The sequence below is a fragment of the Pseudomonas sp. Au-Pse12 genome (assembly GCF_021341665.1).
Classification (GTDB): Bacteria; Pseudomonadota; Gammaproteobacteria; order Pseudomonadales; family Pseudomonadaceae; genus Aquipseudomonas.
In genome coordinates, this window is sequence record NZ_JAJTTH010000016.1 from 1 (window position 1) to 17,222 (window position 17,222).

Annotated in this window: 19 protein-coding genes and 1 tRNA gene; 18 read left to right on the top strand and 2 right to left on the bottom strand. The window is 59.3% G+C overall.

Annotated features, from left to right (window positions below; translation table 11 throughout):
- Positions 1-623: 623 nt before the first annotated feature.
- Positions 624-708, bottom strand: a tRNA-Leu gene (locus LXM55_RS30040).
- Between the two features lie 108 nt (positions 709-816).
- On the opposite strand from LXM55_RS30040, the gene queA reads away from it, so the two are divergent.
- The 6 genes from queA (at position 817) to LXM55_RS30070 (ending at position 6,927) form a co-directional block, all read left to right on the top strand.
- Positions 817-1,881: a tRNA preQ1(34) S-adenosylmethionine ribosyltransferase-isomerase QueA gene (queA, locus tag LXM55_RS30045; RefSeq protein ID WP_233323751.1), complete on the top strand. Its 1,065-nt coding sequence runs from the start codon at positions 817-819 to the stop codon at positions 1,879-1,881.
- A gap of 14 nt (positions 1,882-1,895) precedes the next feature.
- Positions 1,896-3,011: a tRNA guanosine(34) transglycosylase Tgt gene (gene tgt, locus LXM55_RS30050; protein WP_233323798.1), complete on the top strand. Its 1,116-nt coding sequence runs from the start codon at positions 1,896-1,898 to the stop codon at positions 3,009-3,011.
- Between the two features lie 47 nt (positions 3,012-3,058).
- Entirely contained in the window at positions 3,059-3,397 is a 339-nt protein-coding gene (gene yajC, locus LXM55_RS30055) for a preprotein translocase subunit YajC (RefSeq protein WP_011063224.1), read from the top strand.
- A 62-nt stretch (positions 3,398-3,459) separates the two neighbouring features.
- Positions 3,460-5,328, top strand: coding sequence for a protein translocase subunit SecD (secD, locus tag LXM55_RS30060; RefSeq protein ID WP_233323752.1), 1,869 nt, complete (start codon positions 3,460-3,462; stop codon positions 5,326-5,328).
- A gap of 9 nt (positions 5,329-5,337) precedes the next feature.
- On the top strand, positions 5,338-6,252 hold the full coding sequence (gene secF / locus LXM55_RS30065; RefSeq protein ID WP_233323753.1) for a protein translocase subunit SecF: 915 nt from the start codon (positions 5,338-5,340) through the stop codon (positions 6,250-6,252).
- A gap of 120 nt (positions 6,253-6,372) precedes the next feature.
- On the top strand, positions 6,373-6,927 hold the full coding sequence (locus LXM55_RS30070; protein ID WP_233323754.1) for a glycine zipper 2TM domain-containing protein: 555 nt from the start codon (positions 6,373-6,375) through the stop codon (positions 6,925-6,927).
- A gap of 128 nt (positions 6,928-7,055) precedes the next feature.
- On the opposite strand, the gene suhB is transcribed toward LXM55_RS30070, so the two are convergent.
- Positions 7,056-7,871: a type III secretion system regulator SuhB gene (gene suhB, locus LXM55_RS30075; RefSeq protein ID WP_011063220.1), complete on the bottom strand. Its 816-nt coding sequence runs from the start codon at positions 7,869-7,871 to the stop codon at positions 7,056-7,058.
- 244 nt (positions 7,872-8,115) lie between these two features.
- Here suhB and trmJ point away from each other — a divergent pair, with 244 nt between their 5' ends.
- The 12 genes from trmJ to rlmN all read left to right on the top strand — a co-directional run bounded on the left by trmJ (position 8,116) and on the right by rlmN (position 17,211).
- Complete coding sequence (trmJ, locus tag LXM55_RS30080; RefSeq protein ID WP_233323755.1) at positions 8,116-8,889, top strand: tRNA (cytosine(32)/uridine(32)-2'-O)-methyltransferase TrmJ; 774 nt, start codon at positions 8,116-8,118, stop codon at positions 8,887-8,889.
- Positions 8,889-9,665, top strand: coding sequence for a serine O-acetyltransferase (gene cysE, locus LXM55_RS30085; protein WP_233323756.1), 777 nt, complete (start codon positions 8,889-8,891; stop codon positions 9,663-9,665). The genes trmJ and cysE overlap by 1 nt, the downstream gene beginning before the upstream one ends.
- A 239-nt stretch (positions 9,666-9,904) precedes the next feature.
- On the top strand, positions 9,905-10,396 hold the full coding sequence (gene iscR, locus LXM55_RS30090; protein WP_011063217.1) for a Fe-S cluster assembly transcriptional regulator IscR: 492 nt from the start codon (positions 9,905-9,907) through the stop codon (positions 10,394-10,396).
- A 50-nt stretch (positions 10,397-10,446) separates the two neighbouring features.
- Positions 10,447-11,661 (top strand): IscS subfamily cysteine desulfurase, encoded by a 1,215-nt coding sequence (locus LXM55_RS30095; protein WP_233323757.1) that lies wholly within the window; start codon positions 10,447-10,449, stop codon positions 11,659-11,661.
- Positions 11,662-11,756: 95 nt separating this feature from the next.
- Positions 11,757-12,143, top strand: a complete 387-nt coding sequence (gene iscU, locus LXM55_RS30100) for a Fe-S cluster assembly scaffold IscU (protein WP_007929523.1) — start codon at positions 11,757-11,759, stop codon at positions 12,141-12,143.
- A 42-nt stretch (positions 12,144-12,185) separates the two neighbouring features.
- Positions 12,186-12,509 (top strand): iron-sulfur cluster assembly protein IscA, encoded by a 324-nt coding sequence (iscA, locus tag LXM55_RS30105; protein ID WP_007929524.1) that lies wholly within the window; start codon positions 12,186-12,188, stop codon positions 12,507-12,509.
- A gap of 8 nt (positions 12,510-12,517) precedes the next feature.
- Positions 12,518-13,039, top strand: coding sequence for a co-chaperone HscB (gene hscB / locus LXM55_RS30110; RefSeq protein WP_011063215.1), 522 nt, complete (start codon positions 12,518-12,520; stop codon positions 13,037-13,039).
- Positions 13,040-13,090: 51 nt separating this feature from the next.
- Positions 13,091-14,953, top strand: a complete 1,863-nt coding sequence (hscA, locus tag LXM55_RS30115; protein WP_233323758.1) for a Fe-S protein assembly chaperone HscA — start codon at positions 13,091-13,093, stop codon at positions 14,951-14,953.
- A gap of 3 nt (positions 14,954-14,956) precedes the next feature.
- Positions 14,957-15,298: an ISC system 2Fe-2S type ferredoxin gene (fdx, locus tag LXM55_RS30120; RefSeq protein WP_092310772.1), complete on the top strand. Its 342-nt coding sequence runs from the start codon at positions 14,957-14,959 to the stop codon at positions 15,296-15,298.
- 15 nt (positions 15,299-15,313) lie between these two features.
- Complete coding sequence (gene iscX, locus LXM55_RS30125) at positions 15,314-15,514, top strand: Fe-S cluster assembly protein IscX (RefSeq protein WP_047289129.1); 201 nt, start codon at positions 15,314-15,316, stop codon at positions 15,512-15,514.
- 94 nt (positions 15,515-15,608) lie between these two features.
- Positions 15,609-16,034, top strand: a complete 426-nt coding sequence (gene ndk, locus LXM55_RS30130) for a nucleoside-diphosphate kinase (protein ID WP_025129556.1) — start codon at positions 15,609-15,611, stop codon at positions 16,032-16,034.
- A 28-nt stretch (positions 16,035-16,062) separates the two neighbouring features.
- Positions 16,063-17,211, top strand: coding sequence for a 23S rRNA (adenine(2503)-C(2))-methyltransferase RlmN (gene rlmN / locus LXM55_RS30135; RefSeq protein WP_233323759.1), 1,149 nt, complete (start codon positions 16,063-16,065; stop codon positions 17,209-17,211).
- Positions 17,212-17,222 lie beyond the last annotated feature (11 nt).

The following is a 17,222-nucleotide window of genomic DNA, read 5'->3' on the forward strand; positions in this document are numbered from 1 at the left end:
TGCGCGGAAAAGAGCCTGGAGACTCATGTGTGCGGGATCGGGTTGTGGCGATGGCAGGGGATGCCGATCAGTTGGTGACACTGAAGCGTTAGTGGCGCGTTGGGCATGCAGTGCCGAGCATGTAGAGCGTTTCTCCAGTGATGCGCAGGGTGGATGCGCAGGGTGCTCATGCATGATCCCCTTTTGACTCCAGGAGGTCGTCGCGAAGATGGGCTCTTGGGTGTCATCTGTTGAGCGGTATGAGCGCAAGTGCAATTCGCTGCACTGGCTTTGCAATTGCCTTTGCAGGGGCTTGTGGGGCGCTTTGGGGCGCGTTCTCCCGTTCTAGGGTCTATATGCCCGTATGAGGTTGAACTCTTTCCATTTGGCCCTGTGGGCCATGCATGGTCGTAAGGCGGTCCAGGTGCAAGGGGAGGGCGGCCTTGGCAGATCGCTTTGGTTCAAAGGGATTTATGGTCATGCGCGGGCCGTTTGCTTCAAGTTCCAGCCTTGCAAGCGGGCATGTAGGGATCCTGCAGGCAAGTGGAGGCAGGAGCAAAAATAGGCAGGCACAAAAAAACCGGCTCAAGTGGCCGGTTTTCCTGGTTCTGAAAGCTTTATGGAGACTTTCAGATACTACTAGATGGTGCCCCGAGGGAGACTCGAACTCCCACTTCTTGCGAAAACGGATTTTGAATCCGCCGCGTCTACCAATTCCGCCATCAGGGCTCAATGGCGGCGAAGTATAGAGAGGTGATTACCGTTGGTCAATCGGCTTTAATGGTCAATTTTTAGTTATTCCGCTAAACTTTCCGGCCCTGCTAGACGAACCCCATCATGCGCGTTGCTGACTTTACCTTCGAGCTCCCTGATTCGCTGATCGCTCGCCATCCTCTGGCCGAGCGTCGCGGTAGTCGTTTGTTGACCCTGGATGGGCCAACCGGCGCCTTGGCCCACCGTCAATTTACCGATCTGTTGGAGCATTTGCGTCCCGGCGATCTGATGGTGTTCAACAATACCCGGGTGATTCCGGCCCGTCTGTTCGGTCAGAAGGCCTCTGGCGGCAAGCTGGAGATCCTCGTTGAGCGGGTGCTGGATAGTCATCGTGTGCTGGCCCATGTGCGTTCCAGCAAGTCGCCCAAGCCAGGCTCGAAGATCCTGATTGAGGGCGGTGGCGAGGCCGAGATGCTGGCTCGCCACGACACTCTGTTCGAGCTGGGCTTTGCCGAGGAGGTGCTGCCGCTGCTGGACCGGGTCGGGCACATGCCGTTGCCTCCTTATATAGACCGCCCGGATGAAGGCGCTGATCGTGAGCGCTATCAGACCGTGTATGCCCAGCGCCTGGGCGCTGTGGCTGCACCGACCGCCGGGCTGCATTTCGACCAGCCGCTGCTGGAGGCGATTGCCGCCAAGGGCGTGGAGACCGCGTTCGTCACCCTGCATGTAGGCGCCGGCACCTTCCAGCCGGTGCGGGTCGAGCGCATCGAAGATCACCACATGCATCACGAGTGGCTGGAAGTCGGCCAGGATGTGGTGGATGCGGTCGCCGCGTGCCGGGCTCGCGGTGGTCGAGTGGTCGCGGTGGGCACCACCAGCGTGCGCTCCCTGGAAAGTGCTGCTCGTGATGGTGTGCTCAAGCCGTTCAGCGGTGACACCGACATCTTTATCTATCCGGGCCGGCCGTTTCATGTGGTCGATGCCCTGGTGACCAACTTCCATTTGCCGGAATCCACGCTGTTGATGCTGGTCTCGGCGTTCGCCGGTTATCCAGAGACCATGGCTGCCTATCGCGCCGCGGTTGAAAATGGGTACCGCTTTTTCAGCTACGGTGATGCGATGTTCATCACCCGTAATCCCGCGCCGACCGCTCCCAAGGATCTGGCCCCCGAGGAAACTGTATGAGTCGCACTTGTCGTATGTCCTTCGAGCTCCTGGCCACTGATGGCAAGGCTCGTCGCGGTCGCCTGACCTTCCCCCGCGGTACGGTGGAAACCCCGGCTTTCATGCCAGTGGGCACCTACGGCACGGTCAAGGGCATGCTGCCGCGGGATATCGTCGCCACTGGCGCTGAGATCATTCTGGGCAACACCTTTCACCTGTGGCTGCGTCCGGGCACCGAAGTGATCAAGGCTCACGGCGATCTGCATGATTTCATGCAGTGGAACGGCCCTATTCTGACCGACTCTGGCGGTTTCCAAGTTTTCAGCCTGGGAGCAATGCGCAAGATCAAGGAGGAGGGTGTGACCTTCGCTTCGCCGGTGGACGGTGCCAAGGTGTTCATGGGCCCGGAGGAGTCGATGCAAGTGCAGCGCGACCTCGGGTCGGACATCGTGATGATCTTTGACGAATGCACGCCGTATCCGGCTGATGAGGATGTCGCGCGGATTTCCATGGAATTGTCCCTGCGTTGGGCTCAGCGCTCGAAGAACGCCCACGGCGACAACACGGCGGCGTTGTTCGGTATCGTCCAGGGTGGTATGCACCAGGACCTGCGCATGCGTTCCCTGGAAGGTCTGGACAAGATTGGTTTCGACGGCCTGGCCATCGGCGGTCTGTCGGTGGGCGAGCCCAAGCACGAAATGATCAAGGTTCTGGACTACCTGCCGGGACAGATGCCTGCCGACAAACCTCGTTACCTTATGGGAGTTGGCAAACCGGAAGATCTGGTTGAGGGTGTGCGCCGCGGTGTGGACATGTTCGATTGCGTGATGCCAACCCGCAATGCCCGCAACGGGCATCTGTTCATCGACACAGGCGTGCTGAAGATTCGTAACGCGTTCCATCGCCATGATGATTCGCCGCTCGACCCCGCTTGTGATTGCTATACCTGCCAGAACTTCTCCCGTGCCTATCTGCATCACTTGGACAAGTGCGGGGAAATGCTCGGGAGTATGCTCAATACCATCCATAATTTGCGCCATTACCAGCGTCTTATGGCTGGTTTGCGCGAGGCTATTCAACAAGGTACATTGGCCGCCTTTGTCGATTCCTTCTATGCCAAACGCGGGTTACCCGTGCCGCCTTTAGAATAAGTTCTAAAGACGTTAAGACACTAATTCTGAAATTATCGGAGTGTTATATGAGCTTTTTGATCCCTGCCGCGTATGCGGACGCCGCTGCACCTGCTGCTGCCGGTCCTGCTGGCACTGGTTTCGAGTGGATTTTCCTGGTCGGTTTCCTGGTCATCTTCTACCTGATGATCTGGCGTCCACAGGCCAAGCGCGCCAAAGAGCAGAAGAACCTGCTGGGTAGCCTGCAGAAAGGCGACGAAGTTGTGACCACCGGTGGTATCGCCGGCAAGATCAACAAAGTGACCGACGACTTCGTGGTTCTGGAAGTGTCGGACTCCGTTGAGCTGAAGTTCCAGAAGGGCGCGATCGCTGCCACGCTGCCAAAAGGCACGCTGAAAGCCATCTAAGTTTCATCTTTTACCAATCGACGGGGCGCGCAAGGCGCCCCGCGTCATAAACGGGCGGCGTGATGCTGAACAAATATCCTCTGTGGAAGTACCTACTGATCCTGGCGGTGCTGGCGATCGGTTTTATTTATTCCGCTCCCAATCTATACCCTGATGATCCGGCCATTCAGGTCAGCGGTGCGAGCACTGCGTTGCAGGTCACTCAGGCGGATCTGGATCGTGCGAGCAAAGCGCTCACCGACGCCGGCATCAACGTCAAGGCTTCCTCCATTGCCGCCAACGGCAAGGGCGGCCTTTTGCGCTTGATCAACAAGGAAGACCAGCTTCCGGCCAAGGATGTAGTGCGCAAGGCGCTGGGCGATGACTATGTGGTGGCGTTGAACCTGGCGCAAACCACCCCGCAATGGCTGCGCAACCTCGGTGCGCACCCGATGAAGCTGGGTCTGGACTTGTCTGGTGGTGTGCACTTCCTGCTGGAAGTGGACATGGACAAAGCCCTCGACGCCCGCCTGAAAGTCTATGAAGGTGACGTCAAGAGCCTGCTGCGCAAAGAGCGCCTGCGCTATCGCAGCCTGCCGCAGCTCAATGGTGCCATCCAGCTGGGCTTCAGCGATGAAGACAGCCGTGAACAGGCGCGTTCGCTGATCCGCAAGAACTTCAATGATTTCGATATCGTACCGGCCGACCTTAATGGCCAACCGGTGCTGCGACTGGCGATGACCCCGGCCAAGCTGGCGGAAATCCGCGAATACTCCATCAAGCAGAACTTGACCACCGTGCGTAACCGGGTCAACGAGCTGGGTGTGGCCGAGCCTCTGGTTCAGCGCCAGGGCGCGAACCGTATCGTGGTTGAGCTGCCGGGCGTCCAGGACACCGCGGAAGCCAAGCGGATCCTGGGCAAGACCGCCAACCTGGAGTTCCGTCTGGCTGCTGAGCCGGGTGCTTCCAAGGCGACTTCCGAGTCCTTCGAATTCCGCGAGGGCAACCGTCCTCCAGCGCTGATCGAGCGTGGCCTGATCATCACCGGTGACCAGGTGACCGATGCCCAGGCCGGCTACGACGAACACGGTCGTCCACAGGTGAACATCAAGCTTGATGGTCACGGTGGCGAACTGATGAACCGTTCGACCCGCAGCAACGTCGGCCGCAGCATGGCGGTGATCTTCATCGAGCAGAAGCCGATCACTACCTACACCAAGCAGATGGTCGACGGCGTCGAGAAAGACGTGCCGGTCCAGGCGTTCAAGGAAGAGAAGAAAATCATCAGCCTGGCGACCATCCAGTCGCCACTGGGCAGCCAGTTCCGTATCACTGGCCTGAACGGCCAGGGCGAGTCCTCCGAGTTGGCGTTGCTGCTGCGTGCCGGCGGTCTGGCGGCGCCGATGTACTTCGCCGAAGAGCGCACCATCGGTCCAAGTCTGGGTGCTGACAACATCACCAAGGGTATCGATGCGTCGCTGTGGGGCATGTTGTTCGTGTCGCTGTTTATTATCGCGATCTACCGTTTCTTCGGGGTGATTGCGACGGTGGCACTGGCGTTGAACATGGTCCTGCTGCTGGCTCTGATGTCCCTGTTGGGGGCTACGCTGACCCTCCCGGGTATTGCCGGTATCGTGCTGACCATGGGGATGGCGGTGGACGCCAACGTACTGATCTTCTCGCGGATACGTGAAGAGATCGCCGCTGGCATGACTGTGCAGCGGGCAATCAACGAAGGCTTCGGCCGGGCATTCACTGCGATTCTCGATGCCAACCTGACCACCTTGCTGGTGGGCGGCATCCTCTTTGCCATGGGCACCGGCCCGGTCAAGGGCTTTGCTGTGACCATGTCCCTCGGGATCTTTACCTCGATGTTCACGGCCATCTGGCTGACCCGCGCGATGGTCAACCTGATCTTCGGCGGTCGTGACTTCAAGAAGTTGTGGATTTAAGGGGCTGCCATGTTACGTACTATCAACTTCATGGGCGTCCGCAACTTTGCGTTCGGCGTCACTGTGCTCCTCACTGTTCTGGCGTTGTTCAGCTGGTTCCACAAGGGGTTGAACTACGGTCTGGACTTTACCGGCGGTACGCTCATCGAGCTGACCTACGAGCGTCCGGCAGACGTGATGAAGGTGCGTTCGCAACTGAACGACGCCGGTTATCACGAAGCCATCGTGCAGAGTTTCGGTGCTACCACCGACCTGCTGGTGCGGATGCCGGGTGAAGATCCGCAATTGGGCCATCAGGTGGCCGCGGCGCTGCAGAAAGCTGGTAGCGACAACCCGGCGCAGGTCAAGCGCGTCGAGTTCGTCGGCCCGCAAGTGGGTGAAGAGCTGCGCGACCAGGGCGGCCTGGGCATGCTCATGGCGCTGGGTGGCATCCTCATCTACCTGGCTTTCCGCTTCCAGTGGAAGTTCGCGGTGGGTGCCATCGTCTCGCTGATCCACGACGTGATCGTGACCGTGGGTATTCTCTCGTTCTTCCAGATCACCTTCGACCTGACGGTGCTGGCGGCGGTGCTGGCGATCATCGGTTACTCGCTCAACGACACCATCGTGGTGTTCGACCGGGTGCGTGAGAACTTCCGTGTGCTGCGCAAGGCCAGCCTGATCGAGAACATCAACATCTCGACCACTCAGACCCTGCTGCGGACCATGGCGACCTCGATCTCCACGTTGCTGGCGATCGTGGCTCTGCTGTTCTTCGGTGGTGACAACCTGCACGGTTTCTCCATCGCCCTGTTTGTCGGTGTTCTGGCGGGTACCTATTCGTCGATCTACATCGCCAACGTGGTGCTGATCTGGCTGAACCTGAACAGTGAAGACCTGATCCCTCCGGCTAACACCGAGAAGGAAGTGGACGACCGTCCTTGAGGATCTGACCTCTTCCGGTTGTCACTAAAAAGGCGCGAGTGTTGAACTCGCGCCTTTTTTGTTGCTCCAAGGCTGGGAGAAGCGCGGGCTTTGACCCGCATGTATGGTCAGGAGGTTCACGTGAACAAGTCGTTGCTGGTTGGTGCGGTATTGGGTGCTGTCGGTGTCACCGCCGGGGGTGCTGTTGCCACCTACAGCTTGGTTAAAAGCGGCCCTGAGTATGCGCAAGTGCTGGCTGTGCAGCCGGTCAAACAACAGATCAAGACCCCGCGGGAAGTCTGCAAGGACGTCGCAGTGACTCGCCAGCGTCCGGTCAAGGATGAGCATCAGATCCTGGGTACCGTGGCTGGTGCGGTGGGCGGTGGCCTGCTGGGCAGCATGATTGGCAGTGGTAACGGCAAGAAGCTTGCCACTGTGGCGGGTGCCGTTGGTGGTGGTTATGCGGGCAACAAGGTGCAGGAAGGCATGCAGGAGCGTGATACCTACACGACCACGCAGACTCGCTGTAACACGGTCAATGACATCAGCGACAAGATCGTCGGTTATGACGTGAAGTACGATCTGGGTGGCAAGCAGGGCCAGGTGCGTATGGATCGGGATCCGGGCAACCAGATTCCCGTGGATAAAGAAGGGCACCTGATTCTTGGTCAGAACCAGAATCAGCCCGGCCAATAACTCTCGCTTGTAGGCGTCGGCTTGCCGGCAAATGGGCCCTGGAGCCTCGCCGATAAGCCGGCTGCTACAGGTCGGGTTTGCAGGCATAAAAAAAGCACCCCTAGGGGTGCTTTTTTTGTCACTGGCGCTTAGCGCTTCAGTGAGGCCGGCAGGTGCGGCTGGATAGCCGTCAGTACCGCCTTGAAGCATTTGGTGTTGCCTGCCACCACGTGGCCTTTTTCCAGGAAGTCGTGACCGCCGGTGAAGTCGCTCACCAGGCCGCCGGCTTCTTGGATCAGCAGGGCGCCTGCTGCCATGTCCCATTCGGACAGGCCCGACTCCCAGAAGGCGTCGAAACGGCCGGCGGCGACGTAGGCCAGGTCCAGGCTCGCAGCACCGGCGCGGCGAATACCGGCAGTCTGGCCAACCAGGGCGCGGAACATGCCCAGATAGTTGTCAAGGTTGTCCATTTGGTCGTCACGGAACGGGAAGCCGGTGCCCAGCAGGGCGCCGTCGAGGCTGGTGCGACCGCTGACCCGCAGGCGACGGCCGTTCAGCTGTGCGCCACGGCCACGGCTGGCAGTGAATTCTTCCTGGCGAACCGGATCCAGGACCACGGCGTGTTCCAGGCGACCACGGTATTTGCACGCGATGCTTACGGCAAAGTGCGGGATGCCGCGCAGGAAGTTGGTGGTGCCGTCCAGTGGGTCAATGATCCACAGGTAGTCTTCGCCTTCGCCGCTGCCGGCGTGCAGGCCGGTTTCTTCGCCGAGGATGGCGTGGGTCGGATAGGCTTTGCGCAGCGCGTCGATGATCTTCTGCTCGGCAGCGCGATCAACTTCGGATACGTAGTCTTTGGCGTCTTTTTCGTCGACCTTGATGGTATCCAGGCGCTCGATGGAGCGGAAAATCAATTCACTGGCGCTGCGGGCGGCGCGCAGCGCGATATTCAGCATTGGCTGCATGGATAGGTCACCTAAGGTTGTTAAAGAAAGCCGAGCATTCTAGCAGAAAACTTTTGCAGATGAAGAACGCTGTTCGCTTTGATTGCATCGATCCGCTGTGTGGCGCGTTTTGTTGACGATGTTTTTCGGCTGTTAATGAGGGGGCTGATGAGTTCGCGAGATTTCTTCGTGGTTATTTTTGAGGCGAGGGCGCAGCCTGTTCTGTAAGATTTGCTCCCCCTTCCTGTGACCGAGAGCGCCTCCCTTGCTGCAGAACATTCGTGTCGTCCTGGTCAATACCAGTCATCCGGGCAATATCGGCGGGGCTGCGCGTGCCATGAAGAACATGGGCCTGTCGCGGCTGGTGCTGGTGGAGCCGCGAGTATTTCCGTCCCATGAAGCCGATGCGCGTGCTTCCGGTGCCACCGATATTCTGGAGGGCGCCGAGGTGGTTGCGACCCTTGAGGAGGCCCTGGCCGGTTGCACTCTGGTGTTCGGTACCAGTGCCCGTGATCGGCGTATTCCCTGGCCGCTGTTGGATCCTCGTGAGTCCGGCCTGAAAGTGGTGGAGGAGGCCGGGCAGGGCGCGCAGATCGCCCTGGTATTCGGTCGTGAAGATTCCGGCCTGACCAATGACGAGTTGCAGCGATGTCATTTCCACGTGCATATCCCGTCGGACCCTGAGTTCAGTTCGCTGAACCTGGCCACGGCGGTGCAGGTGCTGACTTATGAAGTGCGCATGTCCTGGTTGGCGGCCCAAGGCCAGCCAACCAAGGTCGAGAAGGAAGAAGTGGCTTCGCCGCGCAGTGAAGAGCTGGCGACCATGGATGAGTTGGAGCGGTTCTACGAGCATTTGCAGCAGACGCTGGTGGCCATCGACTTCCTCGATCCGGAAAAACCGCGGCACTTGATGGCGCGCCTGCGTCGGTTATACGGTCGCAGCTCGGTTAGCCGGGCGGAAATGAATATATTGCGTGGCATTCTCACGGAAACCCAGAAGGCGGCCCGTGGAGAGCTACAGAAGCGGAAGGATCAGTGATGTTCGAGCGTCTGCGTGAAGATATCCAAAGCGTATTTCATCGTGACCCGGCGGCGCGCAACGCCTTCGAGGTGCTGACCTGCTATCCGGGCATGCATGCGATCTGGATTCACCGCCTGTCCGGCGCCTTGTGGGGCATGGGCTGGAAATGGCTGGCGCGGTTGGTGTCGAATTTTGGTCGCTGGTTGACCGGAATCGAGATTCACCCGGGGGCCAAGGTCGGTCGTCGCTTCTTTATCGATCACGGCATGGGCATTGTGATTGGCGAGACCGCCGAGATTGGTGATGACGTGACGCTCTATCAAGGCGTAACCCTGGGCGGTACCAGTTGGAACAAAGGCAAGCGCCATCCGACCCTGGAAGATGGTGTGGTCGTGGGGGCTGGCGCCAAAGTGCTGGGGCCTTTCACAGTTGGCGCGGGGGCTAAGGTTGGTTCCAATGCCGTGGTTACCAAGGCGGTGCCGGCGGGCGCTACCGTGGTTGGCATACCTGGGCGGATCATCATGAAGTCCAATGATGAGCAGGAGGCCAAGCGCAAGGCGATGGCGGAAAAGCTCGGTTTCGATGCCTATGGTGTCAGCGAGGACATGCCGGATCCCGTGGCTCGGGCGATTGGTCAGTTGCTTGACCATCTGCAGGCGGTTGATGGTCGCCTGGAAGGGATGTGCGGCGCGTTGAAGGATCTGGGCAGTGATTACTGTGCCAAGGACCTGCCTGCCCTGAGGGCGGAAGACTTCGCTGAAGTCAAAGGCAAGGGCGACAGCCAGGTCGGCTGATAGCCCGGCAATCGGCTCCTCATGTAGGAGCCGGCTTGTCGGCGAAGGGGCGGCTTATGCCCTTGAGTGACCCGCAGGTCAGTTACCGGCAACCCGCTGTGCCATTACGTCGCAGACTTTGCTATGATTCGCGCGCTCTTTTGCGGGTAAATCCGACTAAAGTAGTTGGTCTTATAGTTGACCTGATTACTCGGGTATTGCATACTCGCCTCCATTCCGAAACTCCGTGGTACTTGTCCATGCGACTGACTACTAAAGGCCGATACGCCGTGACCGCCATGCTTGATCTGGCGTTGCACGCGCAACATGGCCCGGTCTCCCTGGCCGATATCTCTGAGCGCCAAGGCATTTCCCTGTCCTATCTCGAACAGCTTTTCGCCAAGTTGCGCCGCAGCAACCTGGTGTCCAGCGTCCGGGGTCCTGGTGGTGGCTATCAGCTGTCGCGCGACATGCAGGGAATTCAGGTGGCTCAGGTGATCGATGCGGTGAACGAATCGGTCGACGCTACCAAATGCCAGGGGCTGGGTGATTGCCATGCCGGCGACACCTGCCTGACTCATCACCTGTGGTGTGACCTGAGCCTGCAGATCCACGAATTTCTAAGCGGTATCAGCTTGGCTGACCTTGTCACTCGCCGTGAGGTGCAAGAAGTAGCCCAGCGTCAGGACCAGCGCCGTTGTAATGGCAAGGCGCCGCGCCTGGACAAGATTGAAGCGTCCGCCGTCGAATGACAGCCAAAGAGCTAGCGGCACGCCAGCCAGCCTGATTTAGGAGAGAGTTCATGAAATTGCCGATTTACCTTGATTACTCAGCGACCACCCCGGTTGATCCGCGTGTTGCGCAAAAGATGAGTGAATGCCTGCTGGTCGACGGAAACTTCGGTAACCCGGCGTCCCGTTCCCACGTGTTTGGCTGGAAAGCCGAAGAGTCGGTGGAGAATGCCCGTCGCCAAGTGGCAGACCTGGTCAACGCCGACCCGCGTGAAATCGTCTGGACTTCCGGTGCCACCGAGTCCGACAACCTGGCCATCAAGGGTGTCGCGCACTTCTACCACACCAAGGGCAAGCACCTGATCACCTCGAAGATCGAGCACAAGGCTGTCCTGGACACCATGCGCCAACTCGAGCGTGAAGGCTTCGAAGTGACCTACATCGAGCCGGGCGAAGATGGCTTGATCACTCCGGCCATGGTCGAGGCAGCCCTGCGTGACGACACCATCCTGGTTTCGATCATGCACGTGAACAACGAAATCGGCACCATCAACGACATCGCCGCCATCGGCGAGTTGACCCGCTCCAAGGGCATTCTGTTCCACGTCGACGGCGCCCAGTCCACCGGCAAGGTCGATATCGACCTGCAGGCCCTGAAAGTCGACCTGATGTCCTTCTCTGCCCACAAGACCTATGGTCCTAAAGGCATCGGCGCGCTGTACGTCAGCCGTAAGCCTCGCGTGCGCCTGGAGGCCACCATGCACGGCGGCGGTCACGAGCGCGGCATGCGTTCCGGTACCCTGGCGACTCACCAGATCGTCGGCATGGGCGAAGCCTTCCGCGTCGCCAAGGAAGACATGGTTGCCGAAAATGCGCGCATCAAGGCCCTGAGCGATCGCTTCTACAAGCAGGTTGAACACCTCGAAGAGCTGTACATCAACGGCAGCATGACGGCCCGTGTACCGCACAACCTGAACCTGAGCTTCAACTACGTTGAAGGCGAGTCGCTGATCATGGCCCTCAAGGACCTGGCAGTGTCTTCCGGTTCGGCCTGTACCTCGGCTTCGCTTGAGCCTTCGTACGTTCTGCGCGCCCTGGGCCGCAACGACGAACTGGCCCACAGCTCGATCCGCTTCACCTTCGGCCGCTTCACCACCGAAGAAGAAATCGATTACGCGGCGCAGAAAGTTTGCGAAGCCGTCACCAAGCTGCGCGCTCTATCGCCGCTGTGGGACATGTACAAAGATGGCGTCGATATCTCGAAGATCGAGTGGGCGGCGCACTGAATATAAGTCGCCGCACAGGGTTCTGTAGAGCGTACCGATAACGGCGATTTGCAGAACCCCAAGAGCGACTCTCTGATGAGTGAGGATTAAGAATCATGGCTTACAGCGAAAAGGTCATCGACCACTACGAGAACCCGCGCAACGTTGGCAAGATGAACGCGGAAGATCCTGATGTCGGCACCGGCATGGTCGGCGCTCCGGCCTGCGGCGACGTGATGCGCCTGCAGATCAAGGTCAACGAGCAGGGCATCATCGAAGACGCCAAGTTCAAGACCTACGGCTGCGGTTCCGCCATTGCTTCCAGCTCCCTGGCCACTGAGTGGATGAAGGGCAAGACGCTGGATGAGGCCGAGACCATCAAGAACACCCAGCTGGCTGAAGAACTGGCCCTGCCTCCAGTGAAGATCCACTGCTCGGTACTCGCCGAAGACGCCATCAAGGCTGCCGTTCGCGACTACAAGCAGAAGAAAGGCCTGATCTGATCGATCGGCTTTCACAGATTTGGCGACAAGTAAGGAGTCACGATGGCTATCAGCATGACAGAAGCGGCTGCTCAACACGTGCGACGCTCCCTCAACGGGCGCGGCAAGGGTGATGGGATTCGTCTGGGTGTTCGCACCACGGGCTGTTCCGGCCTTGCCTATGTGCTGGAGTTCGTCGACGAGATTGGCGAGGACGATCAGGTGTTCGAAAGTCACGGCGAGAAAGTGATCATCGACCCGAAAAGCCTGACCTATCTGGACGGCACCGAGCTTGATTTCGTCAAGGAAGGGTTGAACGAAGGCTTCAAGTTCAACAACCCCAACGTACGCGGTGAATGTGGCTGCGGCGAAAGCTTCAACATCTGAGGCTTCTCGTGGGTACTCCTTGTCATTTCGCTTTATTTGAGCTGCAACCGAGCTTCCGTCTGGATCTCGAGCAGCTGGCCGCGCGCTACCGTGAGTTGGCGCGTGGGGTTCATCCAGATCGTTTTGCCGATGCTTCCGAGCGCGAGCAGCGTCTGGCCCTGGAGCAGTCGGCGAGCCTTAACGAGGCTTATCAGACGCTCAAGAGTCCGCCCAAGCGTGCCCGCTACCTATTGGCTTTGAATGGCGGTGAGTTGCCGCTGGAAGTCACGGTGCATGATCCGGAGTTTCTTCTGCAGCAGATGCAATGGCGCGAAGAACTCGAAGACTTGCAGGACAGCGCCGACCTGGCCGGAGTGGCGGCATTCAAGCGCCGGTTGAAGACGGCTCAGGATGAACTGAACGAAAGCTTCGCAGCCTGTTGGGATGATGCAGCGCAACGCGAGCAGGCCGAGCGCCTGATGCGACGCATGCAGTTCCTCGACAAGCTCACCTACGAAGTGCGCCAGTTAGAAGAGCGCCTCGACGATTAACCCAGTGCCGCTCCGGTCGCACGCCTGATATACAGATAAGTCCAGATAAGCATGGCCCTACTGCAGATCGCCGAACCCGGCCAAAGTCCTCAACCGCACCAGCGTCGCCTGGCTGTGGGGATCGACTTGGGCACTACCAATTCGCTGGTCGCTGCCTTGCGCAGTGGTCTTTCCGAGCCTCTGGCCGACGCGCAGGGTCAGGTGATTCTGCCGTCCGCTGTGCGTTATCACGCCGATCACGTCGAAGTGGGCGAGTCTGCCCGCCTGGCCGCGCCTACCGACCCCTTGAATACCGTGCTTTCGGTCAAGCGCCTGATGGGGCGTGGTTTGGCCGACGTCAAGCAATTGGGCGAGCAGCTGCCTTATCGCTTCGTTGATGGTGAGTCGCACATGCCGTTCATCGAGACCATCCAGGGGCCGAAAAGCCCGGTGGAGGTTTCCGCTGAGGTGCTGAAGGTGTTGCGTCAGCGCGCTGAAGCGACCTTGGGTGGCGAACTGGTGGGGGCGGTGATTACTGTTCCGGCCTATTTCGACGATGCTCAGCGCCAAGCCACCAAGGATGCGGCCAAACTGGCTGGCCTGAATGTGCTGCGCTTGCTCAATGAGCCAACCGCGGCTGCTGTGGCCTACGGTCTGGACCAGCACGCCGAGGGTGTGGTGGCGATCTATGACCTGGGCGGTGGTACGTTCGATATTTCCATTCTGCGCCTGACCGGTGGTGTCTTCGAAGTGCTGGCCACTGGCGGCGATACCGCCCTGGGTGGTGATGACTTCGATCACGCCATTGCCGGCTGGATCATCGAGGGGGCGGGCTTGTCCGCCGACCTGGATCCGGGGACACAGCGCAACCTGTTGCAAACTGCCTGTGCGGCCAAGGAAGCCCTGACCCATGCCGCTTCGGTGGAGGTGGTTTACGGTGACTGGCGCGCAGCGTTGACCCGTGAAACCTTCGACGCCCTGATCGAGCCCATGGTCGCCCGCAGCCTCAAGGCTTGCCGTCGCGCCGTTCGTGACTCCAATGTCGAGTTGGATGAAGTGCAAGCCGTGGTCATGGTTGGCGGTTCGACCCGTGTGCCGCGAGTACGCGAGGCGGTCGCCGAAATGTTCGGTCGCCAGCCGTTGACCGAGATCGACCCGGATCAAGTGGTGGCCATTGGTGCTGCGATCCAGGCCGATACCCTGGCCGGTAACAAGCGCGAAGGTGGCGAGTTGTTGCTGCTGGACGTGATTCCGCTGTCCCTGGGGTTGGAAACCATGGGTGGCCTGATGGAGAAGGTGATTCCGCGCAACACCACCATCCCGGTTGCCCGTGCCCAGGACTTCACCACTTACAAAGATGGCCAGACAGCCATGATGATCCATGTGCTGCAGGGAGAGCGTGAGCTGATCAGTGACTGCCGCTCCCTGGCGCGCTTCGAATTGCGTGGCATTCCGCCGATGGTGGCGGGTGCGGCGAAGATCCGCGTGACCTTCCAGGTCGATGCCGACGGCCTGCTCAGCGTCTCTGCGCGCGAGCTGGGTTCGGGTGTCGAGGCCAGCATCCAGGTCAAGCCGTCCTATGGCCTGACCGACGGCGAGATCGCCAAGATGCTCAAGGATTCTTTCCAGTACGCCGGCGACGACAAGGTGGCTCGTGTACTGCGTGAGCAGCAGGTTGACGCCCAGCGTCTGATCGAGGCCGTGCAAGGTGCCCTGGACGCCGACGGCGAGCGTCTGCTGGATGCCGAAGAGCGCATGGTCATCGAGTTGCAGATGCAGGAATTGAGTGAATTGATGCGTGGTACCGATGGTTACGCCATCGAGCAGCAGACCAAGCGTCTGTCGCAAGTGACCGATGCTTTTGCTGCCCGCCGCCTGGATTCGACGGTGAAAGCCGCGCTGGCGGGGCGCAACCTGAATGAAATCGAGGAATAACTGATGCCGCAGATCATTTTTCTGCCACACGCCGTGTTCTGTCCGGACGGCCTGGTTGTAGAGGTCGAGCCTGGCGTCTCGGTGCTCGAGGTTGCCCATGACAACCACATCGAGATCGAAAGCGCCTGTGGTGGCGTCTGTGCCTGCACCACCTGCCACTGCATCATTCGTGAGGGTTTCGATTCGCTGAATGAGGCTGACGAGCTGGAAGAAGACCTGCTGGACAAGGCCTGGGGCCTGGAAGCGCAGTCGCGCCTGTCGTGCCAGGCGATTGTCGGTGATGAAGACCTGACCATCGAAATTCCCAAATACTCGCTCAACCATGCAGCCGAAGCGCCGCACTGATTTCAAGGAATTGACATGAGCCTCAAGTGGGTTGATGTACTGGAAATCGCGATCCAACTGGCTGAGTCCAAGCCGGATGTGGATCCGCGTTATGTGAACTTTGTCGATCTGCACCAATGGGTTCTGGCACTGCCGGAGTTCAGCGACGATCCGGCTCGCGGAGGCGAGAAGGTTCTTGAAGCAATTCAGGCCGCCTGGATCGACGAAACTGACTGAATCCGCGGGCTACGCAGTTAGGCAATCCCTATAAACCCGCGTATAATTCGCGGGTTTAATTTTTCGCTTTAATCACCGTTTCTGGAGTTACACCATGGCTGTTCAACGTACTTTCTCCATCATCAAGCCTGACGCTGTTGCAAAAAACGTTATCGGCAAGATCGTTTCCCGTTTTGAAGAAGCCGGCCTGCGCGTTGTAGCTTCGAAAATGAAGCAACTGTCCAAGGCTGAAGCTGAAGGCTTCTACGCTGAGCACAGCGAGCGTGGCTTCTTCGGCGAACTGGTTGCCTTCATGACTTCCGGTCCGGTTGTTGTGCAGGTTCTGGAAGGCGAAAACGCTATCGCTCGCAACCGTGAGCTGATGGGCGCTACCAACCCTAAAGAAGCTGCTGCCGGCACCATCCGCGCTGACTTCGCCGAGTCGATCGACGCCAACGCCGTTCACGGTTCGGACTCCGAAGCTGCCGCTGCTCGCGAAATCGCTTACTTCTTCGCAGCTACTGAAGTAACCGCTCGCTGAGTAAGGCTTGCGCGTGAGGGGTGAAACCATGACTGCATCGATCGGCAAAACTAACCTGTTGGGGCTGACTCAACCGGAAATGGAGAAATTCTTCGACTCAATCGGGGAGAAGCGTTTCCGTGCCGGTCAGGTAATGAAATGGATTCACCACTTTGGTGTCGACGATTTCGACGCCATGACGAATGTCGGCAAGGCCTTGCGCGAAAAGCTCAAGGCTGTTGCCGAGATTCGCGGTCCGGAAGTGGTCAGCGAGGACATCTCCAGCGACGGTACCCGTAAATGGGTCGTGCGCGTGGCGTCCGGCAGCTGCGTCGAGACCGTTTATATTCCCCAGGGCAAGCGCGGCACTCTGTGCGTTTCGTCCCAGGCGGGCTGTGCCCTGGATTGCAGTTTCTGCTCCACCGGCAAGCAAGGCTTCAATAGCAACCTCACCGCCGCCGAAGTCATCGGCCAGGTGTGGATTGCCAACAAATCCTTTGGCAGCGTCCCGGCGACCGTCGACCGTGCCATCACCAACGTGGTGATGATGGGCATGGGTGAGCCGCTGCTGAACTTCGACAACGTCATCGCCGCCATGCACCTGATGATGGATGACCTGGGCTACGGCATTTCCAAGCGCCGGGTGACCCTGTCGACCTCCGGCGTGGTACCGATGATCGATGAGCTGGCCAAGCACATCGACGTCTCCCTGGCGTTGTCGCTGCACGCACCCAACGATGCGCTGCGCAACCAGTTGGTACCGATCAACAAGAAGTACCCGCTGAAGATGCTCCTCGAGTCCTGCCAGCGCTACATGTCGGCCCTGGGCGAGAAGCGGGTGCTGACCATCGAGTACACCTTGCTCAAGGACGTCAACGACAAGCTTGAGCACGCGGCGGAAATGATCGAGCTGCTCAAGGACATTCCTTGCAAGATCAACCTGATCCCGTTCAACCCGTTCCCCCATTCCGGGTACGAGCGTCCGAGCAACAACGCCATTCGTCGTTTCCAGGATCAACTGCATCACGCTGGCTTCAACGTCACCGTGCGCACCACCCGTGGTGAAGACATTGATGCTGCCTGTGGTCAGTTGGTCGGGCAGGTGCTGGATCGCACCCGTCGCAGCGAACGTTATATCGCCGTGCGTGAATTGAGCGCCGACGCCGATATGCCGCAAAGCGCCGCGACCCGTACCTGAGAGAGGATCTC